This is a genomic window from Streptomyces sp. 5K101 (assembly GCF_046506645.1).
In the GTDB taxonomy this organism is placed as follows: domain Bacteria; phylum Actinomycetota; class Actinomycetes; order Streptomycetales; family Streptomycetaceae; genus Streptomyces.
The window spans coordinates 353,193-375,268 of sequence record NZ_JBKFFO010000005.1 but is presented as its reverse complement, the minus strand read 5'-3'; the positions used below and the strand labels follow the sequence as shown (position 1 = coordinate 375,268).

The following is a 22,076-nucleotide window of genomic DNA, read 5'->3' as shown; positions in this document are numbered from 1 at the left end:
CGGGAGGGCGGACTCAGGTCTGGGTGAGCGCCCAGATGCCCACCGCGAAGCACAGCAGAGCGACGATCAGAACCGGGACCGCGACCTTCGGGGGCGGTCCCGGCCGCTTCTGTGCGGCGGAACGGAGGGCCCCGGAATTCTGCGCGGCGGGATCGGGAACCTGCGGGCGCTGGGCGGTGTAGGCACGAGTGGAAGGCTGTTCGTACGGCACCGGAGCGGTGAGCGCCTGTGAGGGCTGCCCCTGCGTCGGCGCGTGATGGGGGGAGAGGGGATGCGCTGGTACGGCAGCGGGGGCAGCGGGCGCCGGGCTCGGCGCGGACTCCTGCTGGACGGGCACGGCGGGCGGAGTGGCGGGCTGCGCCGTATCCGGCAGCTGTGCGGACGGCTGCTGCGGGGGCGGGGCCAGGTGGAAGCTGCCCGTCTGAGAGGCCGGGACGGGCTGCGGAGCAGGGGCGGCGGGCGGTGCCTGCCGGGGCGTCGCCTGGGCCGGCTCAGGCCCTCCCGGACCGAAGCCGGCCGGCAGCGGCCCCAGTTGGTCGAAGATCTCGACCGGTTCCTCGTCGGCCGCCGCCTCGGGCAGCATCTCCACGGCGGCGGTGAGCGCCTTGCGCGCACCTGTGGCCGTGCGGAAGCGGGCCTGCGGGTCGGGCTGCAGCAGCCCGGCCAGCACCTGCCACAGCGGCTCGGGAATGCCCTGAGGGGCGCTCGGGGTGCCGTAGTTGGCGAAGTGCTCGACCAGCGCCTGGGAGTCGGGCTTTTGGCCCTGCAGGAGATAGAGCCCCACGAGACCGACGGCGAACAGGTCGGCGGGGAAGTCCGGCTCCGCGCCCATCATCTGCTCGGGCGCGAAGTAACCCGGCGTGCCCACCACGTAGTTGGTCTCGGTCAGCCGAGGCTCACCCTTGCGCATGGAGATGCCGAAGTCGGAGACCCGCAGGTGGGGCCGGCCGGTTCCGGTGGCCTCCAACAGGATGTTGGCCGGCTTGATGTCGCGGTGCACGACCCCCTCCGCGTGCACCGCGGCAAGTCCGGACAGCAGCTGATCGAGGAGGGTGCAGACGAAGCGCGGGGGCAGCGGGCCGTAGTCGCCGATGACGTGCGCCAGAGACCCGCCGCTCACCAGGTCCATGGTGAACAGGACCTTGTCGTCGTCCGCGGCCCAGCTCGCCGGGGCGAGGACATGGGGGTGATCGATCCGCAGCGCCTGCTCGCGCACGAAGCGGAGCAAGGTGTGGGCGTCGCTCTGCTGCAGGACCTTCGCCGCCACATAGCGGCGGCGCCGGTGGTCCCAGGCGCGCCAGACGGCTCCGACGCCGCCGCGTCCGATCGGGTCGATCAGCTCGTACCGACCAGCGAAGACCTCACCCATTGTGCTGCGCCAGCTCCCGGTTCCCTCGCGGCGGCGTCCGCCTCGTTCAGCTCTGGTGCGACTCGTAGTGGGCGACCGCGTCGGCGGTGCGCCCGGCGCCGTACACCCGGAGGAACTCTGCCAGTTCGGGGTGGGTGGGGGCGAGCGAGTGGGCCGCATCGATGATGTCGCCCGCCGCCGCGACCGAGCGCAGCAGCGACTGGATCTCCCGCACGACGCGGCGCACGGTCGGCGCCCCGGAGGTGTTCGCGGACTGGCTGGTGCCGGTGAGGACCGAGCCGCCCTGCGACTTCTTGATCTCCTCCATCCGGTCCGTTGCCTCCACGGCGCTCACGCTGCCGTCGGCCACCTGGCTCGCCAGCTCCTGCAGGGCCTGGACGCGCTGGACGACAGCCGGGTTGCCGATCTTCGCGCGCTGGCCGCTCATCAGCTGGGAGAGCATCGGAGCCGACAGACCGAGCACGCCGGCGAGCCTCGCCTGATTGAGGCCGAGGTCGTCGATGAGCCTGCGGAAGAGCGCCCCCAGCGGCTCCCCGTACCAGCTGCGCTGCAGTTCCCGGGCTCTTGCGGTCGTCTCCTGCTGTGCTGCGTCCATTGCGCCTCCCCATCGCTTCCCCAAGCGGCTTCGCTGCTGCGAACCGCGTGGTGCATCTTACGGAGCGTGTCCAGGGACCGGGAGTCCCATCGGGAGTCCCAATCCTTTTGCAGAACCACGGGGGTGACCCGGTACTCTGGTGCGCGACGGTGACCGAGAAGCGTGCCTCTCGGTCGTGGTCACCTTTCCCGGGGCCTTAGCTCAGTTGGTAGAGCGCTGTCTTTGCATGGCAGATGTCAGGGGTTCGACTCCCCTAGGCTCCACTCGTGAAATGCCCTCCCATCCGCGGAAACGGGGATCGGAGGGCATTTTGCGTGCGGGTGCGTGAGCAGCCACGAGAGGCTTGGGAGCCCTGGAGCGAGAGGCCGGGGCGGGGATGGAGGCGGTCATGCCCACATGGCCTGTGCGACGGCGGCTCCGGTGAAGGCGGCGCCCAGACCGGCGACGATGCCGGCGACCGCGTTGGCCGCGGCGAAGAAGCGCGCGCCTTCCTCGGCCAGGCGGAGGGTCTCGTAGGAGAGAGTGGAGTACGTGGTCAGTGCTCCGCACAGGCCGGTGCCCAGCAGGAGCTGGATCTCGGAAGAGGCTGTGCCGGCGGTGACGGCGCCGGTGAGCACGCCGAGGACGAGGCAGCCGACGACGTTGACCGTGAAGGTGCCCCACGGGAAGACGGTGTCGTGCCTGGACTGCACCGCGCGGTCGGTCAGGTAGCGCAGCGGGGCTCCGACCATGGCACCGGCTATGACGAGCAGCCAGTTCACGCCTGCTCCTTCACGGCGCGGCCGACGTAGCGGATGACCTCGCACCCGTCGAGGATCACCATGCCCTCGGAGACCAGCTCGTCGAGCTGGGGCAGAAAGGCGCGGACCCGTTCCTCGGTGTCGACGATGACGATCGCGACCGGAAGGTCCTCACTCAGCGAGAGCAGCCGGGTGGTGTGGATGAGGGACGAGGCGCCGAAGCCCTCGATCCCGCGGAACACGCTCGCCCCGGCGAGGCCGGCGGCGTGGGCGCGGTGGACGATCTCGGAGAACAGGGGCTTGTGGTGCCAGGTGTCGTTCTCGCCGATGAAGACGGTCAGCCTCAGGGCGGTGCCGGTCAGGCGGGTCATGACTGTCTCCACTCGATCACGCGGCGGGTCAGGTTCGCCGTCGTCCACACCGCGGCCAGGGCCGCCGGCATCGTGGCGGCCAGATAGGCCAGGGCGGTGCCCGCGTGGCCGTTGCCGACGAGCCCCTGGATGTCGACGGCGTAGGTGGAGAAAGTGGTGAAGCCGCCGAGGACGCCGGTACCGAAAAACGGGCGCACGAGTCGATGCGCGGCCCACACGTCGGTGATGATCACCATGAAGACGCCGATGATGCCGCAGCCGATCACGTTCACCGCGAAGGTGGTCCAGGGAAAGGTGCCCGGGGCGGTCGGCCACAGCAGGGCGGCCCCGTAGCGGGCCGAGGCACCCACGGCCCCGCCGAGGGACACCGCCGCGATGATCGGCAACTGCCCGCGTCCCAGCTCACGCCGCTGGGCGGGCACGTGCAGATCGACGTCGGGGTCGGTGGGTTCGTTCAGCACTCGGGGTCGGGCCTCTCCCACACACGTCTCCTGCTCGCTCGGCACCCGGCCGATGGCCGGGCACGCCTACGTCGCAAGCAGGGACCGTTGGCGGCGTCGTCGCCGCGGTTGAGTACGGCGGGCCCCACCGCCGCGCGGCCACTCCGGTCGCCGCAGACTTCAAGGGTAGCGTGGCCCGCTCGCGGGCTCGGCTCCCTGCTCGGCGGGCTCATCACGGACGGCCCAATGGGCTCGCCGATTTGACCCGTCGCACGGGGAGCAGCCCCGGGACCGTGCGCCGCCCGCTGCGCCGTCCGACGGATGCCGAGATCCTCACCTGCCGCTGGGGACGCCGTCGCCCCGCCGATCGCACCGGGGGCCGGCCGATCTGCCCCTGGCAGGCGCGGGGGTGGGCGGCCGTTGATCAGGCAGGAATCAGGGGCGGTGATGTCCTGGGGGACACGCGCTACACGACCTCGGCCGGCCTCGCATCCCGTGCGCGGCCTGTCCGCGGCCGTGGGCGATGGGCCACACGGGTGGTGTTCATCCGAAGAACTGCGCGGGAGCGGCGTCGCTCCCACACTCCTCGAGATGCGTACACATCATGAGAAAGGTATGTAAAGCGCTCAACCCGAAAGCGAGGGGTCATGGCCGCCTTCAAGGTCAAAAATCTGTGGACCGCGTTCGTCACCGCGTTCTTCGCACTGCTTGCCTCGGTGGGGCTCACCACCGCCGCCGCTGCCGCGTCGCAGCCCGCCGTCCGGACGCCCGAGGAGCCGGCGAAGGCCCGTCCGCAGGCCTCCGGCGCGGTCCTCGTGCCGGCGCAGAGGAGGAGAACGTCCACGCCACGCCGGCTCGCCACGGCCCGGGACCGGTCGCTGCCGCCGACCATGAAGCAGCGCATCGGCGCCGAGGCCCACGGTGCCTCCCCGGCCACCAGGCACGTCCGCGCGCTCGACGCCGAGGCCGCCGACATGGCCGAGGCCGATGCCCAGGCAGCGGCCCCCACGGTGGCCCCCACGGTCGCCGCCCCCGCCGCCGCCGCGGCGCGTCCCGCCGGTTCACGGCGGACGGCACGCACGGCGCTCGCCGCGCGGCCCGCGAACGGCGCCCCGGCCGTCGCTCCTGTCCGTTCCGCGTATGCCGTAGCGGCGTGAGGCGCCGGGAGCGTCCTCATCTCCCGGCGCCACCGTCCATGGTCAGCGACCCTCGTCGCGGTCCGCGGACTCCGCGTCGTCCTGCTTCGCCTGGACCTCGGGATCCAGATCGGACTTGGTGCTGCCGTCGACGGACGCCAGCGGGGCCCGGTCGGAGACCTCCGTGGCGGCGGGCGGTTCCACCAGCCAGTCCGGGTTGGCCTGCTTGTCCCACCACTTCCAGGCGGCGAAAGCGCCGCCGGCCAGCACGCCGATCACTGCAACACCCTTGAAGACACGTCCGGCCCTGGACCGCCGCTCGTGCTTCCTCACAAGCTTCCGGATCTCCTTCGCCGTCACCTGTCCGCGCAGCGCGGCCAGAGCGGCAGCAGAACGGGCCGCGGCCTCCGCACGTACGGGCTGGGCGACGGCCACCGCGTGCTCGACACGCGGAACGGTGTAGTCAGCCGCCTGACACGCGGCCCTCCGGGCTTTCACAGCAGCCCGGTGCGCGGCCTTGTCGAGCTTGGGCGGCACATGCGGCGCCACACGTACGCCGTACTGAACACGGGCCTGAGAAGCGGCCTTGGAGACTGTTGGCGCGAGCCGTACGCGGGCTTCGCGCGCGTAGAGCGCGGCCTGGTCCTTGGCCGTGCCGGCGTAGGGCGCCACCACTTCCGCGGCGTGCAGCACGCTCTCCTTCGCCGTACCGGTCGCGGCGCGCACGCTGTCCATGCGGGTCACGGGATCCTCCTCCTCGGTGGCGTTCTGGTGGGCCTGGGGTTTGTCCCCAGTTGGGCACAGTTCCGCCTTTCCACCCGATTGAAAATCATGCCTTTTGAGCGCTCTCCCGGCATGCGGGGCGGGCATCCGGGTCACGTCCGGGACCGTGCGGACGACAATGCCCCTGTTCGGGCCGAAGCGCGCCTTTCGACGACGACTACCCCGCTGCCTTTCCGTGTACGCCGCCGCGCCGTGCGAGGATCGGGCGACGTCAGAGAAGACTTACGGAAGGCAGACCGTGGCCGAGCAGCTTTACGCCACCCTGAAGACCAACCAAGGCGACATCGAGATCCGGCTCCTGCCGAACCACGCGCCCAAGACGGTGAAGAACTTCGTCGACCTCGCGACCGGTGAGCGCGAATGGGTCCACCCGGGTACCGGCAAGAAGTCCACGGACAAGCTGTACGACGGGACGCTCTTCCACCGTGTGATCAGCGGCTTCATGATCCAGGGCGGTGACCCCCTGGGCAACGGCACCGGCGGCCCGGGTTACGAGTTCGCCGACGAGTTCCACCCGGAGCTGGCCTTCGACAAGCCGTACCTGCTGGCCATGGCCAACGCCGGCCCGGGCACCAACGGCTCGCAGTTCTTCATCACCGTGGCCCCGACCGCGTGGCTGACGCGCAAGCACACCATCTTCGGCGAGGTCTCGACCGACGCGGGCAAGAAGGTCGTGGACGCCATCGCGGCCGCCCCGACCAACCCGCGCACCGACCGCCCGCTGAGCGACGTCGTCATCGAGTCGGTCGTCGTGGAGAAGCGCGAGGGCTGATTCCGCGGGATTCCCGTACGGGAACCTTTTCGCCCTGTCCGTCCGTAAGGATGGGCAGGGCGACGTCGCGCGAGCCCGGAAGACGAGGGGACCTCATGGACCAGGCGCCAGGCAGTCCGCAGGAGCCGCAGGACACCCATGGCCTGCCGGGCTGCTACCGGCACCCGGGCCGCGAGACGGGTATCCGCTGCACCCGCTGCGAGCGTCCGATCTGCACGGACTGCATGATCAGCGCGTCGGTCGGCTTCCAGTGCCCGGACTGCGTGCGCACCGGATCGGGCACCGGCCACGCCCCCGACGCGAACCGCCCGCGCACGATCGCGGGCGGGACGGTGACGGCGGATCCGCGCCTGGTGACGAAGGTGCTGCTGGCGATCAACGTCGCGGTGTACGTCCTGGGGTTCGCGCTGGGTCTCCCGTTCATCCATCGCTTCACGCTGATCGCGGCCGCCTATGACGGTGTCCTGGACGGCGTGGTGGGGGTAGCGGCCGAAGGCGAGTGGTACCGACTGCTGACCTCGGTGTTCCTGCACCAAGAGGTGTGGCACATCTTCTTCAACATGCTCATGCTGTGGTGGCTCGGCGGTCCGCTGGAGCAAGCGCTGGGACGTGCGCGTTACCTGGCGCTCTATCTGATCTCCGGGTTCGCCGGCAGTGCGCTGACCTATCTCATCGCCGAGCCCAACTCGGGCTCACTCGGTGCTTCCGGCGCGATCTACGGGCTCCTCGGGGCAACCATCGTCCTGATGCGGCGGATGCGGTACGACCTGCGTCCCATCCTCGCGCTGCTGGCGATCAACCTGCTGATCACCTTCCTGCCGGGCCTCGACATCGCCTGGCAGGCCCATGTCGGCGGTCTGGTCGCCGGCGCGGCCATCGCCTACGGGCTCGTCCACGTACCACAGGGCAAGCGGCGCACCGCGGTCCAGTTCGGCGTGTGCGCCTTCGTCCTGCTCGTCTCGCTCGTGGTCGTCGTGGCGCGGACCCTCGCGCTCACCTGACCGGGGGCGGCATCTTTCCCCAAAGTTCTCCACAGCGTGTGGCGGATCTTGTGCATGCTGTGGGGAACAAGCGTGCCCCTCGTCGCTGACCTGGGGTTTCCCGGTCGAGGGCGAGGGGCCCTTCGCTTCACCGGACCGGCCGTAGCAGTCACATCGGCGTCAACGTCCGGAGAGTTATCCACAGATCGTCTGACCTTTTCCCCTGCTGTGGACAACCGTGTGGATAACCTCAGGGCAGGGCTTGACGGCCGACGGGCGCGGAGGCTACTTCCACTGCGTGGAGACACCGAAGCCGGCGGCGATGAAGCCGAAGCCCGCGACGATGTTCCAGTTGCCGAAGCTCTTGATCGGCAGGCTGCCCTCGGTCACGTAGAAGAGAACGATCCAGGCGAGTCCGATCAGGAACAGCGCGAGCATCACCGGCGCGACCCAGCTGCGATTGGTCAGCTTGATGTTCGCGGCCTGCCGCGAGGCGGGCGGCGGCGTGAAGTCGGCCTTCTTGCGGATACGTGACTTCGGCACGAGGGACTCTCCTGTCGATGCGCTTGCGTGACCGCGCAGGTAACTGTGGCTGGCGCCGGGAGCGGCGCGAGGGGGACCATCGGCTCCCCGGGCGTCCGTTAGCGTAGTGCTTCCGCGGTGCCGAAGGAGATAAGGGTACGTTGAGCAATTCTGCCGACTCCCCGCAAGGGCAGGTTCGCCGCAGCAGGTGGCGGCCTGTCCGGCTGCTCACGGCTGCCGTTTTCGCCCTCGCCGGTCTGATCTTCGTCACGAGTTTCAACACCGCCAAGGGTACCGATCTGCGCACCGACGACTCCCTGCTGAAACTCTCCGACCTGATCAAGCAGCGCAGCGCCCACAACGGCGACCTCGAGGAGTCCACCGCGGCCGTACGCGACGACGTCGACGCCCTCGCCCAGCGCGACGACGGCTCGACCCAGGCCGAGGACGCCAGGCTCAAGGCCCTGGAGGAGTCCGCGGGCACCGAGAGGCTGAGCGGCGAGGCCGTGAGCGTCACGCTCAACGACGCGCCGCCGAACGCGCAGGCCGCCCCCGGTTACCCCGAGCCCCAGGCCAACGACCTGGTCATTCACCAGCAGGACCTGCAGGCGGTGGTCAACGCCCTGTGGCAGGGCGGGGCCAAGGGCATCCGGGTCATGGACCAGCGGCTGATCTCCACCAGCGCGGTGCGGTGCGTGGGCAACACGCTCATCCTCCAGGGGCGCGTCTACTCCCCGCCCTACAAGATCACCGCTGTCGGTGACCAGGAGGCGCTCAAGAAGGCGCTCGCCGCGTCACCCGCGATCAAGAACTACCAGCTGTACGTGGAGGCGTACGGCCTCGGCTGGAAAGTGGACGAGGACGAGCGGGTGACTCTTCCCGGCTACTCGGGCACAGTGGATCTCCACTACGCGAAGCCCGCCGGGTAGCGCTCGGGCCGCCCGGCGGGCGCCGCCGGTCGGTGGAGCCTGGGGGTGCACGTGAAGGTGCGGCTGCTCGTACGGACCTTCAGCGAACTGTGCATCACCGCGGGCACGGTGATCGTGCTGTTCGTCGTCTACGCGGTGTTCTGGACCGGTGTCGAGGCCGAGGGCGCGACGGAGGGGCAGATCGACCGGCTGCGCGACAGCTGGGCCACGGCCCCGATGGCGACGCCCCGGCCCGACCGCACGAGCCCGCCCGCACCCAAGCGGTACGCGTCCGGGAAGCCGTTCGCCGTCATGCACATCCCGCGCTTCGGGAAGGACTGGGACTGGCCGGTCCTCGAGGGCACCGGCACAGGGGTCCTCAAGAAGGGACTCGGGCACTACGCGGGGACCGCCGCCCTGGGCGAGACGGGCAACTTCGCGGTCGCCGGCCACCGCCGCACGTACGGCGACCCCTTCAAGGACTTCCCGCGGCTGCGCGCGGGGGACGCCGTCGTGCTGACGGACGGGACGACCTGGTTCACCTACCGGATCGTGCAGGCCCCCTACCGCACGCTGCCCACGGACATCGGCGTCATCGCTCCCGTGCCGGATCCGGCCGAGGCCGGCGCCGCCGGACTGGACGGGCCGGGCCGCTATCTGACGCTCACCACGTGCGAACCGGAGTGGGGCAGCAGCCACCGGCTCGTCGTCTGGGCGCGTCTCGATACGACGCAGCCTGTGACCGACGGCAAACCGCGAGCTTTCCACAGCTGACCCACGGGCCCCCGCGGCCCTTTAGTCTGGTGCCGTACCGAACGGAAAGGGACGGCATGTACGGCTGGATCTGGCGGCATCTGCCGGGGAATGCGTGGGTGCGGGCGCTCATCTCGCTCGTGCTGGTCCTGGCGGTCGTCTATGTGCTGTTCCAGTACATCTTCCCGTGGGCGGAGCCGTTGCTCCCGTTCAACGACGTGACGGTCGACGGAGAAGGAGCGGCCCGATGAGCGCGCGCATCCTCGTCGTCGACAACTACGACAGCTTCGTCTTCAACCTCGTCCAGTACCTCTACCAGCTCGGCGCCGAATGCGAAGTGGTGCGCAACGACGAGGTATCCCTGGAGCACGCGCAGGACGGCTTCGACGGAGTGCTGCTCTCCCCCGGCCCCGGCGCGCCCGAACAGGCCGGTGTCTGCATCGACATGGTCCGCCACTGCGCGGCCACGGGCGTGCCCGTCTTCGGCGTCTGTCTGGGCATGCAGTCGATGGCTGTCGCCTACGGCGGCGTCGTGGACCGCGCACCCGAGCTGTTGCACGGCAAGACCTCGCTGGTCACCCACGAGGGCAAGGGCGTCTTCACCGGGCTGCCGTCGCCCTTCACGGCGACGCGTTACCACTCGCTGGCCGCCGAGCCCGCCGACCTGCCGGCCGAGCTGGAGGTGACGGCACGCACGGCCGACGGCATCATCATGGGCCTGCGCCACCGTGAACTGCCGGTCGAAGGCGTGCAGTTCCACCCCGAGTCAGTCCTGACCGAGCACGGACATCTCATGCTCGCCAACTGGCTGGTGCAGTGCGGCGACGCCGGAGCCGTGGGGCGTTCGGCAGGGCTCGCACCGGTGGTGGGCAAGGCACTGGCGTGAGCGCCGTGCGCCCCGGGCACGAGCACGAGCATGAGCACGGGCGGCAGTACGGGGGCGAGGCCGGGCCCGGCTACGACCCGCTGACGGATCCCCTGCCCCCGGGCGAGCACGCTTCCGCCTGGTTCCGCACACCGACTGTTTCCCGGGGCCCTGAGCCCCCGTCCGCGCCGTACGCGGAGCCGCAGGCAGCAGGGGAGCCGGTCGACTGGTACGACCGCGAGGGCTACCGCCAGGACTGGTACGGCCCCGAGCCGAAGCGGGAGGCGGAACCGGCCCCGGTACGGGCACCGTCGCACGCTCCGGTCACGCCGCAGCCGCCGGCGCCCGAGGAGCGAACCCCGGACGCCCTGGCGGAGACCGCCGTGTTCGGGACGCTGGCCCCCAAGGCCGCGCCGGGGGAGTCCGCGCCCGGCCCTTCCGTCACCGTCCCGGTGACCGACGACGAGACGGTGGCGCTGCGCACCTCCGACACGCGCCGCGCGGCCGAGGCGCCACCGGGTCCCGGCCGGGCCGAGCGGCGCAGGGCGGCCAAGGGCAGGGGCCGAAGGCGGCCCGCCGCCGCGACGGCCGCCGCAGCCGCCGAGACGCCCGCAGGGCCCGCGAAACCGATGTCGCGGGTCGAGGCGAGACGGGCGGCCAAGGCGGCCAAGGACAGCCCGGCCGTCATCGCGAGCCGCGCCATCGGCGAGCTGTTCATCACGTTCGGCGTGCTGATGCTGCTGTTCGTCACGTATCAGCTGTGGTGGACGAACGTGCTGGCCGGACAGCAGTCCGACAAGGCGGCGAACAGGATCCAGGACGACTGGGCCAAGGGACGCAAGCCCGATGCCTTCGAACCGGGCCAGGGCTTCGCCATCATGTACATCCCGAAGCTGGACGTCGTGGTCCCCATCGCCGAGGGCATCGACAAGAACGGCGTCCTGGACCGCGGCATGGTCGGTCACTACAGCGAGGGCAAGCTCAAGACCGCGATGCCCCAGGACAAGCAGGGCAACTTCGCGGTGGCCGGCCACCGCAACACCCACGGCGAACCGTTCCGGTACATCAACCGGCTGAAGCCCGGCGACCCGATCGTCGTCGAGACGCAGGACACCTACTACACGTACGAGATGACGAGCATCCTGCCGCAGACCCCGCCGTCGAACGTGAGCGTGATCGGTCCAGTGCCGCCGGGCTCCGGTTTCACCCGTCCGGGCCGATACATCACGCTGACGACCTGTACGCCGGAGTTCACCAGTACCTACCGCATGATCGTGTGGGGCAAGATGGTCGAGGAACGGCCGCGCAGCAAGGGAAAACCCGACGCACTGGTCGGCTGATGACGTCGGCCGAGACACTTCAAGACAGGAACAGGTGCAGTGGCACGTGCACGAAGCCGGATCGCCGGCGCCATCAGCGTCTTCGGCGAGCTGCTGATCACCGCGGGCCTGGTGCTGGGGCTCTTCGTCGTCTACTCGCTGTGGTGGACGAACGTCCTCGCCGACCGGGAGGCCTTCCAGCAGGGCGACCGGATGCGCGACGGCTGGGCGAGCAGGGGTCCCGGTGAGCTGGACACCAAGGACGGCATCGGCTTCCTCCACGTACCCGCCATGGAGAACGGCGAGGTGCTGGTCAAGAGGGGCACGAGCACCGAGGCCCTCAACGACGGGATCGCCGGCTACTACACCGACCCGATCAAGTCCGCGCTCCCGTGGGACGACAAGGGCAACTTCACGCTGGCCGCGCACCGGGACGGCCACGGCGCCAAGTTCCACAACATCCACAAGCTGCGCGAGGGCGACCCGATCGTCTTCGAGACCAAGGACACCTGGTACGTCTACAAGGTCTACGAGACGCTCCCGGAGACCTCGAAGTACAACGTCGACGTGCTGAAGCCGATCCCGGAGGAGTCGGGCAGGAACAAGCCCGGACGCTACATCACGCTGACGACGTGCACGCCGGTCTACACGTCGGACTACCGGTACATCGTGTGGGGCGAGCTGGAGCGCACGGAGAAGGTGGACGCGCAGCGGACGCCACCGGCCGAGCTGCGCTAGCCGGCCTCCACGGCACGGGAAAGCCCCGGCACCCGCTCATGGGTGCCGGGGCTCTGTGCTGCTCCGGGGAGGACCTCAGTCGTCGCCGACGCCGCCGATGAAGCCGCCGCCGTTGCCGCCGTTGTTGCCGCCGTTGTTGCCGCCGTTGTTGCCGCCACCGCCGAACGTCGCGAGGACGATCGGCTGGCTCGGGTCGGCGGGGGTGCCGGGCGACGGGTTGGAGCCGGCCACGAGGGCGTTGTCGTCCTGCGGGTTGCCAGGGGCGATCGCGACGTTCGTGAAGCCGGCCTGCGCCAGGATCTGCTTGGCCTCGGACACCCGCTTGCCCCGGATCTCGGGCACCGGGACCTGCGTCTGCTGCGGGCCCTTCGAGACCTGCAGCGTGACCTTGGATCCCTTGGCGACCTTGCCGGCTGGCGGGTTCTGGCCGACGACCTGGTTCGCCGGCTGGGCCGAGTCGACGTCCAGCCGGACCACTTCGAAGCCGAGGATCTCCAGCTGGCCCTTCGCGTTGTCGAACTGCTGGCCCACCACGTCCGGCAGGTCCGCCTTGGCCTGCTTGGCGACCGTCAGCGTGACCTCGGTGCCCTTCTCGACCATGGACCGGCCGGGCGGGTTCTGCTCGAGGACCGTGCCCGGGTCCTCCTCGGCGGACTCGACCTCCTTGATGTCGACCGTGAAGCCGTCCTCCTCGAGGAGTTCGGTCGCCGATTCGACGTCCTTGTCGGTGACGTCGGGAACCTTGACCTTGGGCGCGCCCTCCGACACGACCACGTTGACCGTGCTGCCCTCGGGGACCTCACCGGACTCGGGGGTCTGGCTGCAGATCTTGCCCTTGGGCTGGTCGCAGCGCTGGGTACCGGACTGCTGCACCTCGACGCTGGCGTTCTCGGCCCGTTGCTTCGCCTCTTCCAGGGTCAGGCCGACCAGCTGGGGCACCGGCACGTTGCCGCCGCTGCTGTCGCTGAAGACCGCCCGGCCGATGAGCACCGCGCCGATCAGGACGAGGATGCCCGCGATCACCAGCAGGATCGTGGAGGTGCTCGACTTCTTCTGTCGCCGGCGGTCCGGGCGGTCGTCGTAACCGCCGTAGCCGCCGTCGTCCGGATTCATCGGCGGGAGCATGGATGTCTGACCGGCCGGGTCGGCCTGGCGCAGCGCCGTGGTCGGCTGGTCGTCGGGGCCGTAGCCGCCGCCATAGCCCACAGCGCCCATCGCGGCCGTCGCGGCGACCGGCTGGCCGTCGAGGCAGGCCTCGATGTCGGCGCGCATCTCGTCGGCGGACTGGTAGCGGTAGTCCGGGTCCTTGACCAGGGCCTTCAACACGATCGCGTCCATCTCGGGCGTGATCTCGGGGTCGAAGTTGCTGGGCGGCTGCGGCTCTTCCCGCACGTGCTGGTACGCCACGGCCACCGGCGAGTCGCCGACGAACGGCGGCCGCACGGTCAGCAGCTCGTACAGCAGACAGCCGGTGGAGTACAGGTCGGAGCGGGCGTCGACCTGCTCGCCCTTGGCCTGCTCCGGGGAGAGGTACTGCGCGGTGCCGATGACCGCCGCGGTCTGGGTCATGGTCATGCCGGAGTCGCCCATCGCACGGGCGATGCCGAAGTCCATGACCTTGACCTGGCCGGTGCGCGTCAGCATGACGTTCGCCGGCTTGATGTCGCGGTGGACGATGCCGTTGCGGTGCGAGTACTCCAGCGCCTGGAGGATGCCGATCGTCATCTCCAGCGTGCGCTCGGGCAGCAGCTTGCGGCCGGAGTGGAGCAGCTCACGCAGGGTCGACCCGTCGACGTACTCCATGACGATGTACGGGATCGAGACCCCGGCGCCCCCGCCGGAGGCGCCGTCGTACACCATGTCCTCGCCGGTGTCGTAGACAGCGACGATCGCCGGGTGGTTGAGCGAGGCGGCCGACTGGGCCTCACGGCGGAACCGGGCCTGGAAGGACGGGTCGCGGGCCAGGTCGGCCCGCAGCGTCTTCACGGCGACGGTACGGCCGAGCCGGGTGTCGTGGGCGAGGTAGACCTCGGCCATGCCACCACGGCCGAGCACCGAGCCCAGTTCGTACCGGCCGCCGAGGCGACGCGGCTCTTCCATAACCTTCCAGCCCTCTCCGTCAGTCCCGACCGCACCCGTGTGTGGTCCGCCGGTGTGCTGTTCGCGCATACGCTACCGGGCACGTACTGCTTGATCCGCCCGGGAGCGACAGCTGATACCCGACCGGTATCGCAATGTGCAGGTATGCGGGTCGGGAGTGATCCTCGTCACTCCTGTTCGTCGAGCACCGCCTTCATCACGGCCTTGGCGATGGGGGCCGCGAGGCCGCCACCCGAGATGTCGTCACGACGGGCGTTGCTGTCCTCGACGACGACAGCGACGGCGACGGGCGATCCGTTGTCGTCCTTGGCGTACGAGATGAACCAGGCGTAGGGGTTCTTGCTGTTGTTCTCGCCGTGCTGGGCGGTACCGGTCTTGCCGCCGACCTTCACGCCGCTGATCGCGGCGTTGCCGCCGGTGCCGTTCTCGACGACGTTCTCCATCATCTGCTGGAGGAGCTGGGCGTTCTTCGGCGAGATCGGGCGACTCATCTCCTCCGGGTTGTTCTGCTGGACGGTGTCCAGGTTCGGCGAGACGAGCTTGTCGATCATGTACGGCTTCATCAGCCTGCCGTCGTTGGCGATGGCAGCCGTGACCATGGCCATCTGGAGGGGGGTGGCCGCGGTGTTGAACTGGCCGATGGAGGACTGTGCGTTGCCGTCCCGGCTCATGTTCTTGTCGTAGACGGAGGCGGCGGCGCGGACCGGCGTGTCGATCTCCGGGTTGTTGAAGCCGAACCGCTCCGCCATCTCGACCATCTTGTCGCGGCTCACGTCGTCGCCGAGCTTGGCGAAGACGGAGTTGCAGGAGACGCGCATCGCCTCGTTCAGGCTGGCGTTCTCGCAGCCGCCCGCGTGGTTGACCATCGGGGTGCGGGTGCCGGGCAGGATGTACGGCTCCGGGGTGTCGGTCGCGGCGTCGATGTCGTCGACCTCGCCGTACTCCAGTGCCGCAGCGGCCGTGACCACCTTGAACGTGGAGCCGGGCGGGTAGGTCTCGCGGAGCGCGCGGTTGAGCTTCGGCTTGTCCTTGTCCTTCTCCAGCGCGACCCAGGCCTTCTCGTCCTTGGCGGAGTAGCCGGCGAAGGAGGAGGGGTCGTAGGACGGCGTGGAGGCGAGGGCGAGGATCTTGCCGGTCTTCGGATCGATGGCGGCGACGGCGCCCTTCTTGTCACCGAGCCCCTTGAAGGCGGCCTCCTGGGCCTTGCCGCTGAGGGTGGTGACGACGTTGCCGCCCTTCTTCTTGTCACCGGTGAACATCGACATGGTGCGGTCGAAGAAGAGCTGGTCGGAGTTGCCGCTGAGGATGCCGTCCTCGAGCTTCTCGATCTGGTTGGCGTCGTACGCCTGGGAGGCGTACCCGGTCACCGGTGCCCACATGGGGCCGTTGATGTACGTGCGCTTGTACTTGTAATACCTGTCGCCGCTCTCGACGGAGCCGGTGATGGCCTTGCCGTCGACGATGATGTTGCCGCGCTCGTAGGAGTAGCGCTCGATCTGGACGCGGCGGTTGAGCTTGTGTGAGTTCAACTCGTCGGCACGGACGTACTGCAGCCAGTTGTCCCGGATCAGCAGGGCGAGGACGAGCAGCCCGCAGAAGATCGCGATCCGGCGCAGGGGCTTGTTCACGGTCGGACCACCTGGGTCATCTCGGCGTCGGGGGACGGGGCGGGGGCAGGCGCGGGACGGCGCGCGGTGTCGCTGATACGGATCAGGATGCCGATCAGGGCCCAGTTGGCGATCACTGAGGAACCGCCTGCCGCGAGGAACGGCATGGTCATACCGGTCAGCGGGATGAGCCCCATCACGCCGCCGGCGACCACGAACACCTGCAACGCGAACGCACCGGACAGGCCGATCGCCAACAGCTTGCCGAATGGGTCGCGTGCCGCGAGGGCGGTGCGCACGCCTCGCTCGATGAGCAGGCCGTACAGCAGCAGGAAGGCCATCACGCCGGCCAGGCCCAGTTCCTCGCCGACGGTGGCGAAGATGAAGTCGGAGTTGGCGGCGAACTGGATGAGGTCGGAGTTGCCCTGCCCCAGTCCGGTGCCGAGCGTCCCTCCGGCGCCGAAGGACATCAGGACCTGCGTCATCTGGTCGCAGGCGTTGAGCATGTTGGGGTCCTGGGCGGTTTCCAGGCATCCGAAGGGGTCGAGCCAGGCGGCCACGCGGGACTGGACGTGGCCCGCGAACTGCGAGACGACGACCGCGCCGCCCGCGGACATCAGCAGACCCATGACGATCCAGCTGGTCCGCTCGGTGGCGACGTACAGCATGATCACGAACATGCCGAAGAACAGCAGCGAGGTGCCCAGGTCGTTCTCGAAGATCAGCACCAGCAGGCTCATGGCCCAGATGGTCAGGATCGGGCCGAGATCCCGGCCGCGCGGCAGGTAGAGCCCCATGAAGCGGCGGCTGGCCAGGGCCAGCGCATCCCGTTTCACCATGAGGTAGCCGGAGAAGAAGACGGCGATGATGATCTTCGCGAACTCGCCCGGCTGGATGGAGAAACCGCCGACCCGGATCCAGATCTTCGCGCCGAAGACGTTCGCGCCGAGCCCCGGAACGAGCGGCAGCAGCAGCAGAACGAGCGCCGCCGCCATGGAGATGTAGGTGTAGCGCTGCAGGATGCGGTGGTCCTTCAGCATGAGGAGCACACCGAGGAACAGGGCGATGCCGACGGCCGAGTACATCAGCTGGTTGGTGGCCTGCGGCGCGAAGTCGCTGCGGGCCAGCAGCCGGGGCGACTGGTCCAGGCGCCAGATCAGCACCAGGCCCAGTCCATTGAGCAGCGTCGCCAGCGGCAGCAGCAGCGGGTCCGCGTACTTGGCGAACTTGCGCACCACGAGGTGGGCGACGCCTGCGAGCAGACCGAGGCCGAGGCCGTAGCCGAGCATGCCGGTCGGCACCTCGCCGTCGAGGGCGAGCCCGACATTGAGGTACGCGAACACCGGAATCGCGACGGCGAACCCGAGCAGCATCAGCTCGGTGTTGCGTCGGCTCGGTGCGTCGATCGCGCCGATCGTGGTCGTGTTGGTGACAACGCTCATGGTGGAGAAGGCCCCCTACGGCCCTGTTACTGCTTGCCGCAGTTCGAGGCCAGCTTCTGCTCCTCCTCCGAGAGGGTGGGACCCGGAGAGGGAGCGGCTGCGTTCGGCTTGGTCTTGGAGCTCTGCGTGGTCGGCGTCCCGGCGGCGCCGTCGGCCTCACCCTCGCCCGCGCCGGGCGGCGGGGTGCTGGCACGGTCGGCCACCTCGCGGCGCTGCTCGTCCTTCTTGCAGGCGGTGGCCTGGCGGGCGAGCTCGTCGATCTTTGCCCGGGCTCTGCCGAGGCTGTCCTCGGTGATCGTCGCCTCCACCTGCTTGCGCTGGTAGGGCGGTAGGTACTTGAGTTCGATCTCGGGGTGGTCCTTCTCCACATCCGAGAGCGAGACCCACGCCAGGTCCTGGCTGATGCCCCGGTAGAGCGCGACGTGCTCGTCCTTGGAACCGACGTAGTACTGGGTCTGGGTCCAGCGGTAGCCGCCGTACAGTCCGCCGCCCACGACCGCGAGGGCGAGGACGACGAAGAACGACCGCTTCAGCCACTTGCGGCCGCCGCGCCCCTTGACGAAGTCGTCGTCGGTGAAGGACCCGAACGAGCCCTCCGGCGGCATGCCGCCGTATCCGTCGCCGGAGCCGGGCGGGCCGAAGCTGCCGCTGGGAGCCTGCCCCGCCGAGGGGCGGCCGAGGCCCGCGGCGCGGCCGGCCGGGGTCTGCATGGCGCCGCCGTCGTTCAGCTGGTGCTGGTTCTCGGCGACCGCGCCGACGACGACCGGGGTGTCGCTCAGCTGTCCGGCGAGCGTGTCGCCGGAATCGGTGTCGATGACGTCCGCGACGATGCAGGTGATGTTGTCGGGACCGCCGCCTCGCAGGGCGAGCTGGATCAGGTCCTGCACGGTCTCCTGCGGGCCCTGGTAGCTGGCGAGTGTCTCCTCCATCGTCTGGTGCGAGACGACGCCGGACAGGCCGTCGGAGCAGATCAGGTAGCGGTCACCGACGCGGACCTCGCGGATGGAGAGGTCGGGTTCGACATGGTCGCCGCTGCCCAGCGCGCGCATCAGCAGGGAGCGCTGCGGGTGGGTGGTGGCTTCCTCCTCGGTGATACGGCCCTCGTCGACGAGCCGCTGCACCCAGGTGTGGTCCTGGGTGATCTGGGTCAGCACACCGTCGCGCAGCAGGTACGCGCGCGAGTCGCCGACGTGGACGAGACCGAGGCGCTGACCGGTCCACAGGAGCGCGGTGAGCGTGGTGCCCATGCCCTCGAGCTGAGGGTCCTCCTCGACCATCATCCGGAGCTGGTCGTTCGCACGCTGTACCGCGCTGCCGAGCGAGGTGAGGATGTCGGAGCCGGGAACGTCGTCGTCGAGGGTGACCAGCGTGGAGATGACCTCGGAGGAGGCGACCTCGCCGGCGGCCTGGCCGCCCATGCCGTCGGCGATGGCGAGCAGGCGCGGGCCGGCGTAACCGGAGTCCTCGTTGCCCTCGCGGATCATGCCCTTGTGCGATCCGGCGGCGAAACGCAGAGAAAGACTCATGCGCACCTCGCCCGTCGGTTCGCCGCTTGACTGTCGCGCCAGCCGGTCTCGAGCCACACTGCCCACCCTCCGGTCGGGAGCCCGTGCCGGTCGCCCGCGGGGACCCCTGCGGCTCGCTCGCTCCGCTCGCACTCATTCATGACGTAGCACTACTTCCGCAGCTCGATGACGGTCTTGCCGATGCGGATCGGCGCGCCCAGCGGAATCGGTGTCGGGGTGGTGAGCCGGGTCCGGTCGAGATAGGTGCCGTTGGTGGACCCGAGATCCTCGACGATCCACTGGCCGTCTCGATCGGGGTAGATCCTGGCATGCCTGCTGGAGGCGTAGTCGTCGTCCAGCACGATGGTGGAGTCGTGCGCACGGCCCAGGGTGATCGTCTGGCCCTGGAGGGCGACCGTGGTGCCCGTGAGGCTGCCCTCCGAGACGACGAGCTTCGTGGGCGCCCCCCTGCGCTGGCGGCCGCCGGCCTGCTGGCGCTGCTGCGGCGGCGCAGCGGCCTGACGCCCCTGCTGGGGACGGGCGTCGGCCATGCGGCGCGAGCCGCGCTGCGTGACGCGCGTCCCGAACAGGTCGCTGCGGATGACCTGGACGGCCACGATCACGAACAGCCACAGAACAGCCAGGAAACCTAGCCGCATGACCGTCAGGGTCAGCTCTGACATTGCCCCCGCTTCACCCTTCGGCTTGCCGGTAAACGATGGTGGTGCTGCCCACGACGATCCGCGAGCCGTCGCGGAGCGTAGCGCGGGTGGTGTGCTGCCCGTCCACCACGATGCCGTTGGTGGACCCGAGATCCTGGATCGTCGAGGGCGTTCCGGTCCGGATCTCACAGTGCCGGCGCGAGACGCCGGGGTCGTCGATCCGCACATCGGCGTCGGTGCTGCGACCCAGCACCAGCGTCGGGCGGGAGATCTGATGGCGTGTGCCGTTGATCTCGATCCAGCGGCGTACCTGCGCGTTCGGCAGGGAGCCGGGGCCGGGCGGGCGCTGGCCGGCCGCGGGGCCGGGGCGCCGGTCGCCGGGCATGCCGGGAGGCGGCGCGGCCGGCATGGGCGGTGCGCCGGGAGGGGGGTAGCCGTAGCCGCCGCGCGGTGCGCCCTGCGGGGCGGCGGGGTCGGCGTTTTGTGACGTACTCGACGCCAGAGTGCGGCTGCGCACGCGGTACAGACCGGTGTCGAGGTCGTCCGCCTTCTCCAGATGGACCTTGATCGGGCCCATGAAGGTGTAGCGCTGCTGCTTGGCGTAGTCGCGGACCAGGCCGGACAGCTCGTCGCCGAGCTGGCCCGAGTACGGGCTCAGGCGCTCGAAGTCGGGCGCGCTGAGCTCGACGATGAAGTCATTGGGGACGACCGTCCGCTCGCGGTTCCAGATCGTCGCGTTGTTGTCGCACTCGCGCTGGAGGGCGCCCGCGATCTCGACAGGCTGGACCTCGGACTTGAACACCTTGGCGAAGGTGCCGTTGACCAGGCCTTCGAGACGCTGCTCGAAACGCTTCAGGACTCCCATGGGGCACCTCCTCCGTCGTTGTCGCCCTGGTACTGCTTACTGATCGTATCCACGCGTCGGGAAATCGGCTGGTTCCCCTTGTCTGCCCCGTCGATGAGTGTCACCTCTCACACGGATCGTAGAGGCGGCCTGAGAACAGTGTCCCGCACCCGGGGTGCATCCAGGAGGAGTGGGGGCAGGCCGCTCTTCGTTCCCCGCTTGCTCGCCTCGTTCCCTGTTCGTTCCGAGGGGCCCCGAAACAACGGATGTGAATCCACCCTGCGCAGCGTGCTAATCTTCTGCATGTCGCCAGGGGGCAGCACCGAAACCGGTGAAGCGCCGGACGACAACACCCAATGCGCGGGTGGCGGAATAGGCAGACGCGCTGGATTCAGGTTCCAGTGCCCGCAAGGGCGTGGGGGTTCAACTCCCCCCTCGCGCACCATGAGAAACCGACGAAACGGGTTCTCACCAGGGACGAAAGTCCAGGTGAGGGCCCGTTTCTCGTTGATCAACCCCAGCGGCCGCAGTGCTGTAGGGGCTTCGTCGTGCCCGACGGCCCGCACGCAGCAAGGCCCGCTCCGTGGCGTACGTCACGGAGCGGGCCCGCGTCTTTCAAGATCTTCGGTTGAGGTGGTCCGTTCTCTGTGGTGCTAGCTGCTTGGGGCCAGGTATCCGGTGGGGGTCCAGCTGCTCAGCGGTTTGGTCCGTCGCCGGTGGTGGGTGCGTCGGCGAGGTCTCTGGCCGGCCAGGGCCAGGGCCTCGACCCAGTTCTTGATCTTCCGGCGGTTGGCGTGGGCGAGCTGGAAGACCAGGAGGATGGTCTGGGCGGCATTCCGCGGTTACGGCCGGAGCCGGCAGCCTCGATGGCCTCGGCCAGGGGGTTCTTCGCGTAGCCGTTGTAGCCCTCGACACTGTTGCGGAGCCGGAAGTAGACCTTCTGCCATTCTGCGTCGCCGTATTCGAGAGCCTGCCAGTGCTTGGCGCCTTCGGCAGGTGCCAGGGTGACGCTGCGCTGGCGGCACACCTTGAGCGGGCCGACCGGGCTGGGCTCGGGGTCCACGAGTGGAAGGTAATTTCCGTTGATCCCGACAAGCAGCTCCAGCTTCTGGAGGAGAAGGAGAGGCGTTGGCACGACGTGGCCGTACGCCGGTCCATGATGGCCGACCTGACCGACCGAGTCGACCTGGTCTCGGCGCGGGCCTCGAGCACCGCGCACGGGAACTGAACGCGGTGAGAGCCCCAGCACCCGCACCCCGACTCGACGAGATCGCGGCCCGCACCCGGCATCCCGGAACCCTGGGCGGTCGGCGGTTCGCCGACGTTGTCGGCGAACCGCCGGACAATCGCGTCGTGGTGGATGTGGACACCGACGAAGCCGCGTTGCAAGCCCTAGACGCCGCGTACGGCGCGTCAATGATTCGGCCGCCGTGACCCAGTTGTATCGGCGGGAATCCGGATGTGGGGCGCCCCCGTATGTGCGGTCGTTGCCGTGCACCGGCAGCGTGGACCAATCGCGTATGCCCGCCAGGCACCTGTCAAGAACGCGTAAGAAGCATGTAAAGTCCGCTGCGGTGTGCCGGGAAGCCTGGTCGGCGAACAAGGGACAGTTGTCTTCGCTGATC

Annotated in this window: 22 protein-coding genes, 2 tRNA genes and 1 pseudogene; 11 read left to right on the top strand and 14 right to left on the bottom strand. The window is 69.5% G+C overall.

Annotation, left to right across the window (positions count from 1 at the left end; translation table 11 throughout):
- Nucleotides 1–13: 13 nt before the first annotated feature.
- Both ACLB9X_RS12685 and ACLB9X_RS12680 read right to left on the bottom strand, forming a co-directional pair.
- Nucleotides 14–1,369, bottom strand: a complete 1,356-nt coding sequence (locus tag ACLB9X_RS12685; protein WP_410360399.1) for a protein kinase domain-containing protein — start codon at nt 1,367–1,369, stop codon at nt 14–16.
- Between the two features lie 46 nt (nt 1,370–1,415).
- Nucleotides 1,416–1,964 carry a helix-turn-helix domain-containing protein gene (locus ACLB9X_RS12680; RefSeq protein WP_410360398.1) on the bottom strand — a complete coding sequence of 183 codons (549 nt, stop codon included), beginning with the start codon at nt 1,962–1,964 and terminating at the stop codon, nt 1,416–1,418.
- A 190-nt stretch (nt 1,965–2,154) separates the two neighbouring features.
- Between ACLB9X_RS12680 and ACLB9X_RS12675 the strand changes: the two genes are divergently transcribed.
- A tRNA-Ala gene (locus ACLB9X_RS12675) sits at nt 2,155–2,227 on the top strand.
- Nucleotides 2,228–2,350: 123 nt separating this feature from the next.
- On the opposite strand, the gene crcB is transcribed toward ACLB9X_RS12675, so the two are convergent.
- From crcB to ACLB9X_RS12660, 3 genes are read right to left on the bottom strand one after another with little or no spacing between them, the layout of a single operon-like run.
- The gene (gene crcB, locus ACLB9X_RS12670) at nt 2,351–2,725 is read right to left on the bottom strand and encodes a fluoride efflux transporter CrcB (protein ID WP_410360397.1); all 375 of its coding nucleotides are present in this window, start codon (nt 2,723–2,725) and stop codon (nt 2,351–2,353) included.
- Nucleotides 2,722–3,075, bottom strand: coding sequence for a DUF190 domain-containing protein (locus tag ACLB9X_RS12665; RefSeq protein WP_410360396.1), 354 nt, complete (start codon nt 3,073–3,075; stop codon nt 2,722–2,724). Before ACLB9X_RS12665 ends, crcB begins: the two co-directional genes overlap by 4 nt.
- Nucleotides 3,072–3,536: a fluoride efflux transporter FluC gene (locus ACLB9X_RS12660; RefSeq protein ID WP_410360539.1), complete on the bottom strand. Its 465-nt coding sequence runs from the start codon at nt 3,534–3,536 to the stop codon at nt 3,072–3,074. Before ACLB9X_RS12660 ends, ACLB9X_RS12665 begins: the two co-directional genes overlap by 4 nt.
- A gap of 626 nt (nt 3,537–4,162) precedes the next feature.
- On the opposite strand from ACLB9X_RS12660, the pseudogene ACLB9X_RS12655 reads away from it, so the two are divergent.
- Nucleotides 4,163–4,522, top strand: a pseudogene (locus ACLB9X_RS12655) (DUF6344 domain-containing protein); the annotation flags it as partial.
- A 192-nt stretch (nt 4,523–4,714) separates the two neighbouring features.
- Here ACLB9X_RS12655 and ACLB9X_RS12650 read toward each other — a convergent pair.
- Nucleotides 4,715–5,395, bottom strand: coding sequence for a DUF5324 family protein (locus tag ACLB9X_RS12650; RefSeq protein WP_410360395.1), 681 nt, complete (start codon nt 5,393–5,395; stop codon nt 4,715–4,717).
- A 277-nt stretch (nt 5,396–5,672) separates the two neighbouring features.
- Here ACLB9X_RS12650 and ACLB9X_RS12645 point away from each other — a divergent pair, with 277 nt between their 5' ends.
- Together ACLB9X_RS12645 and ACLB9X_RS12640 are read left to right on the top strand one after the other, a co-directional pair.
- Nucleotides 5,673–6,206 carry a peptidylprolyl isomerase gene (locus ACLB9X_RS12645; RefSeq protein WP_410360394.1) on the top strand — a complete coding sequence of 178 codons (534 nt, stop codon included), beginning with the start codon at nt 5,673–5,675 and terminating at the stop codon, nt 6,204–6,206.
- Nucleotides 6,207–6,301: 95 nt separating this feature from the next.
- Nucleotides 6,302–7,207, top strand: a complete 906-nt coding sequence (locus ACLB9X_RS12640; RefSeq protein ID WP_410360393.1) for a rhomboid family intramembrane serine protease — start codon at nt 6,302–6,304, stop codon at nt 7,205–7,207.
- Between the two features lie 264 nt (nt 7,208–7,471).
- Here ACLB9X_RS12640 and crgA read toward each other — a convergent pair whose 3' ends face one another.
- The gene (gene crgA / locus ACLB9X_RS12635; protein WP_410360392.1) at nt 7,472–7,729 is read right to left on the bottom strand and encodes a cell division protein CrgA; all 258 of its coding nucleotides are present in this window, start codon (nt 7,727–7,729) and stop codon (nt 7,472–7,474) included.
- Nucleotides 7,730–7,869: 140 nt separating this feature from the next.
- On the opposite strand from crgA, the gene ACLB9X_RS12630 reads away from it, so the two are divergent.
- The 6 genes from ACLB9X_RS12630 to ACLB9X_RS12605 are packed head-to-tail and all read left to right on the top strand — an operon-like array spanning nt 7,870 to nt 12,291.
- Entirely contained in the window at nt 7,870–8,637 is a 768-nt protein-coding gene (locus ACLB9X_RS12630) for a DUF881 domain-containing protein (RefSeq protein ID WP_410360391.1), read from the top strand.
- A gap of 51 nt (nt 8,638–8,688) precedes the next feature.
- The gene (locus tag ACLB9X_RS12625) at nt 8,689–9,390 is read left to right on the top strand and encodes a class E sortase (RefSeq protein ID WP_410360538.1); all 702 of its coding nucleotides are present in this window, start codon (nt 8,689–8,691) and stop codon (nt 9,388–9,390) included.
- Between the two features lie 56 nt (nt 9,391–9,446).
- On the top strand, nt 9,447–9,620 hold the full coding sequence (locus ACLB9X_RS12620) for a hypothetical protein (protein WP_410360390.1): 174 nt from the start codon (nt 9,447–9,449) through the stop codon (nt 9,618–9,620).
- On the top strand, nt 9,617–10,255 hold the full coding sequence (locus ACLB9X_RS12615; RefSeq protein ID WP_410360389.1) for an aminodeoxychorismate/anthranilate synthase component II: 639 nt from the start codon (nt 9,617–9,619) through the stop codon (nt 10,253–10,255). Before ACLB9X_RS12620 ends, ACLB9X_RS12615 begins: the two co-directional genes overlap by 4 nt.
- On the top strand, nt 10,252–11,574 hold the full coding sequence (locus ACLB9X_RS12610; RefSeq protein ID WP_410360388.1) for a class E sortase: 1,323 nt from the start codon (nt 10,252–10,254) through the stop codon (nt 11,572–11,574). The genes ACLB9X_RS12615 and ACLB9X_RS12610 overlap by 4 nt, the downstream gene beginning before the upstream one ends.
- 39 nt (nt 11,575–11,613) lie before the next feature.
- Nucleotides 11,614–12,291 (top strand): class E sortase, encoded by a 678-nt coding sequence (locus tag ACLB9X_RS12605; protein WP_410360387.1) that lies wholly within the window; start codon nt 11,614–11,616, stop codon nt 12,289–12,291.
- Nucleotides 12,292–12,366: 75 nt separating this feature from the next.
- Here the strand turns inward: ACLB9X_RS12605 and pknB are convergent, their stop codons facing one another.
- From pknB to ACLB9X_RS12575, 6 genes are all read right to left on the bottom strand, one after another.
- The gene (pknB, locus tag ACLB9X_RS12600; protein ID WP_410360386.1) at nt 12,367–14,391 is read right to left on the bottom strand and encodes a Stk1 family PASTA domain-containing Ser/Thr kinase; all 2,025 of its coding nucleotides are present in this window, start codon (nt 14,389–14,391) and stop codon (nt 12,367–12,369) included.
- Nucleotides 14,392–14,558: 167 nt separating this feature from the next.
- Entirely contained in the window at nt 14,559–16,019 is a 1,461-nt protein-coding gene (locus ACLB9X_RS12595; protein WP_410360385.1) for a peptidoglycan D,D-transpeptidase FtsI family protein, read from the bottom strand.
- A complete protein-coding gene (locus tag ACLB9X_RS12590) occupies nt 16,016–17,440 on the bottom strand; it encodes an FtsW/RodA/SpoVE family cell cycle protein (RefSeq protein WP_365994920.1) in 1,425 nt (474 codons plus the stop codon). The genes ACLB9X_RS12595 and ACLB9X_RS12590 overlap by 4 nt, the downstream gene beginning before the upstream one ends.
- 26 nt (nt 17,441–17,466) lie before the next feature.
- Nucleotides 17,467–18,966 (bottom strand): PP2C family protein-serine/threonine phosphatase, encoded by a 1,500-nt coding sequence (locus ACLB9X_RS12585; protein WP_410360384.1) that lies wholly within the window; start codon nt 18,964–18,966, stop codon nt 17,467–17,469.
- Nucleotides 18,967–19,115: 149 nt separating this feature from the next.
- A complete protein-coding gene (locus ACLB9X_RS12580) occupies nt 19,116–19,628 on the bottom strand; it encodes an FHA domain-containing protein (RefSeq protein WP_410360383.1) in 513 nt (170 codons plus the stop codon).
- 10 nt (nt 19,629–19,638) lie between these two features.
- On the bottom strand, nt 19,639–20,472 hold the full coding sequence (locus tag ACLB9X_RS12575; RefSeq protein ID WP_410360382.1) for an FhaA domain-containing protein: 834 nt from the start codon (nt 20,470–20,472) through the stop codon (nt 19,639–19,641).
- 337 nt (nt 20,473–20,809) lie between these two features.
- Between ACLB9X_RS12575 and ACLB9X_RS12570 the strand changes: the two genes are divergently transcribed.
- Nucleotides 20,810–20,896, top strand: a tRNA-Leu gene (locus ACLB9X_RS12570).
- A 249-nt stretch (nt 20,897–21,145) separates the two neighbouring features.
- On the opposite strand, the gene ACLB9X_RS12565 is transcribed toward ACLB9X_RS12570, so the two are convergent.
- Complete coding sequence (locus ACLB9X_RS12565; RefSeq protein WP_410360381.1) at nt 21,146–21,514, bottom strand: hypothetical protein; 369 nt, start codon at nt 21,512–21,514, stop codon at nt 21,146–21,148.
- Nucleotides 21,515–22,076 lie beyond the last annotated feature (562 nt).

What these genes read in the sequence shown, in the direction of transcription:
- ACLB9X_RS12620 (WP_410360390.1), top strand. Translation starts at nt 9,447, where the DNA reads ATGTACGGCTGGATCTGGCGGCATCTGCCGGGGAATGCGTGGGTGCGG.
- ACLB9X_RS12615 (WP_410360389.1), top strand. Translation starts at nt 9,617, where the DNA reads ATGAGCGCGCGCATCCTCGTCGTCGACAACTACGACAGCTTCGTCTTC.
- ACLB9X_RS12680 (WP_410360398.1), bottom strand. Translation starts at nt 1,964, where the DNA reads ATGGACGCAGCACAGCAGGAGACGACCGCAAGAGCCCGGGAACTGCAG.
- ACLB9X_RS12590 (WP_365994920.1), bottom strand. Translation starts at nt 17,440, where the DNA reads ATGAGCGTTGTCACCAACACGACCACGATCGGCGCGATCGACGCACCG.
- ACLB9X_RS12640 (WP_410360393.1), top strand. Translation starts at nt 6,302, where the DNA reads ATGGACCAGGCGCCAGGCAGTCCGCAGGAGCCGCAGGACACCCATGGC.
- pknB (WP_410360386.1), bottom strand. Translation starts at nt 14,391, where the DNA reads ATGGAAGAGCCGCGTCGCCTCGGCGGCCGGTACGAACTGGGCTCGGTG.
- ACLB9X_RS12580 (WP_410360383.1), bottom strand. Translation starts at nt 19,628, where the DNA reads ATGTCAGAGCTGACCCTGACGGTCATGCGGCTAGGTTTCCTGGCTGTT.
- ACLB9X_RS12685 (WP_410360399.1), bottom strand. Translation starts at nt 1,369, where the DNA reads ATGGGTGAGGTCTTCGCTGGTCGGTACGAGCTGATCGACCCGATCGGA.
- ACLB9X_RS12575 (WP_410360382.1), bottom strand. Translation starts at nt 20,472, where the DNA reads ATGGGAGTCCTGAAGCGTTTCGAGCAGCGTCTCGAAGGCCTGGTCAAC.
- ACLB9X_RS12585 (WP_410360384.1), bottom strand. Translation starts at nt 18,966, where the DNA reads ATGAGTCTTTCTCTGCGTTTCGCCGCCGGATCGCACAAGGGCATGATC.
- ACLB9X_RS12665 (WP_410360396.1), bottom strand. Translation starts at nt 3,075, where the DNA reads ATGACCCGCCTGACCGGCACCGCCCTGAGGCTGACCGTCTTCATCGGC.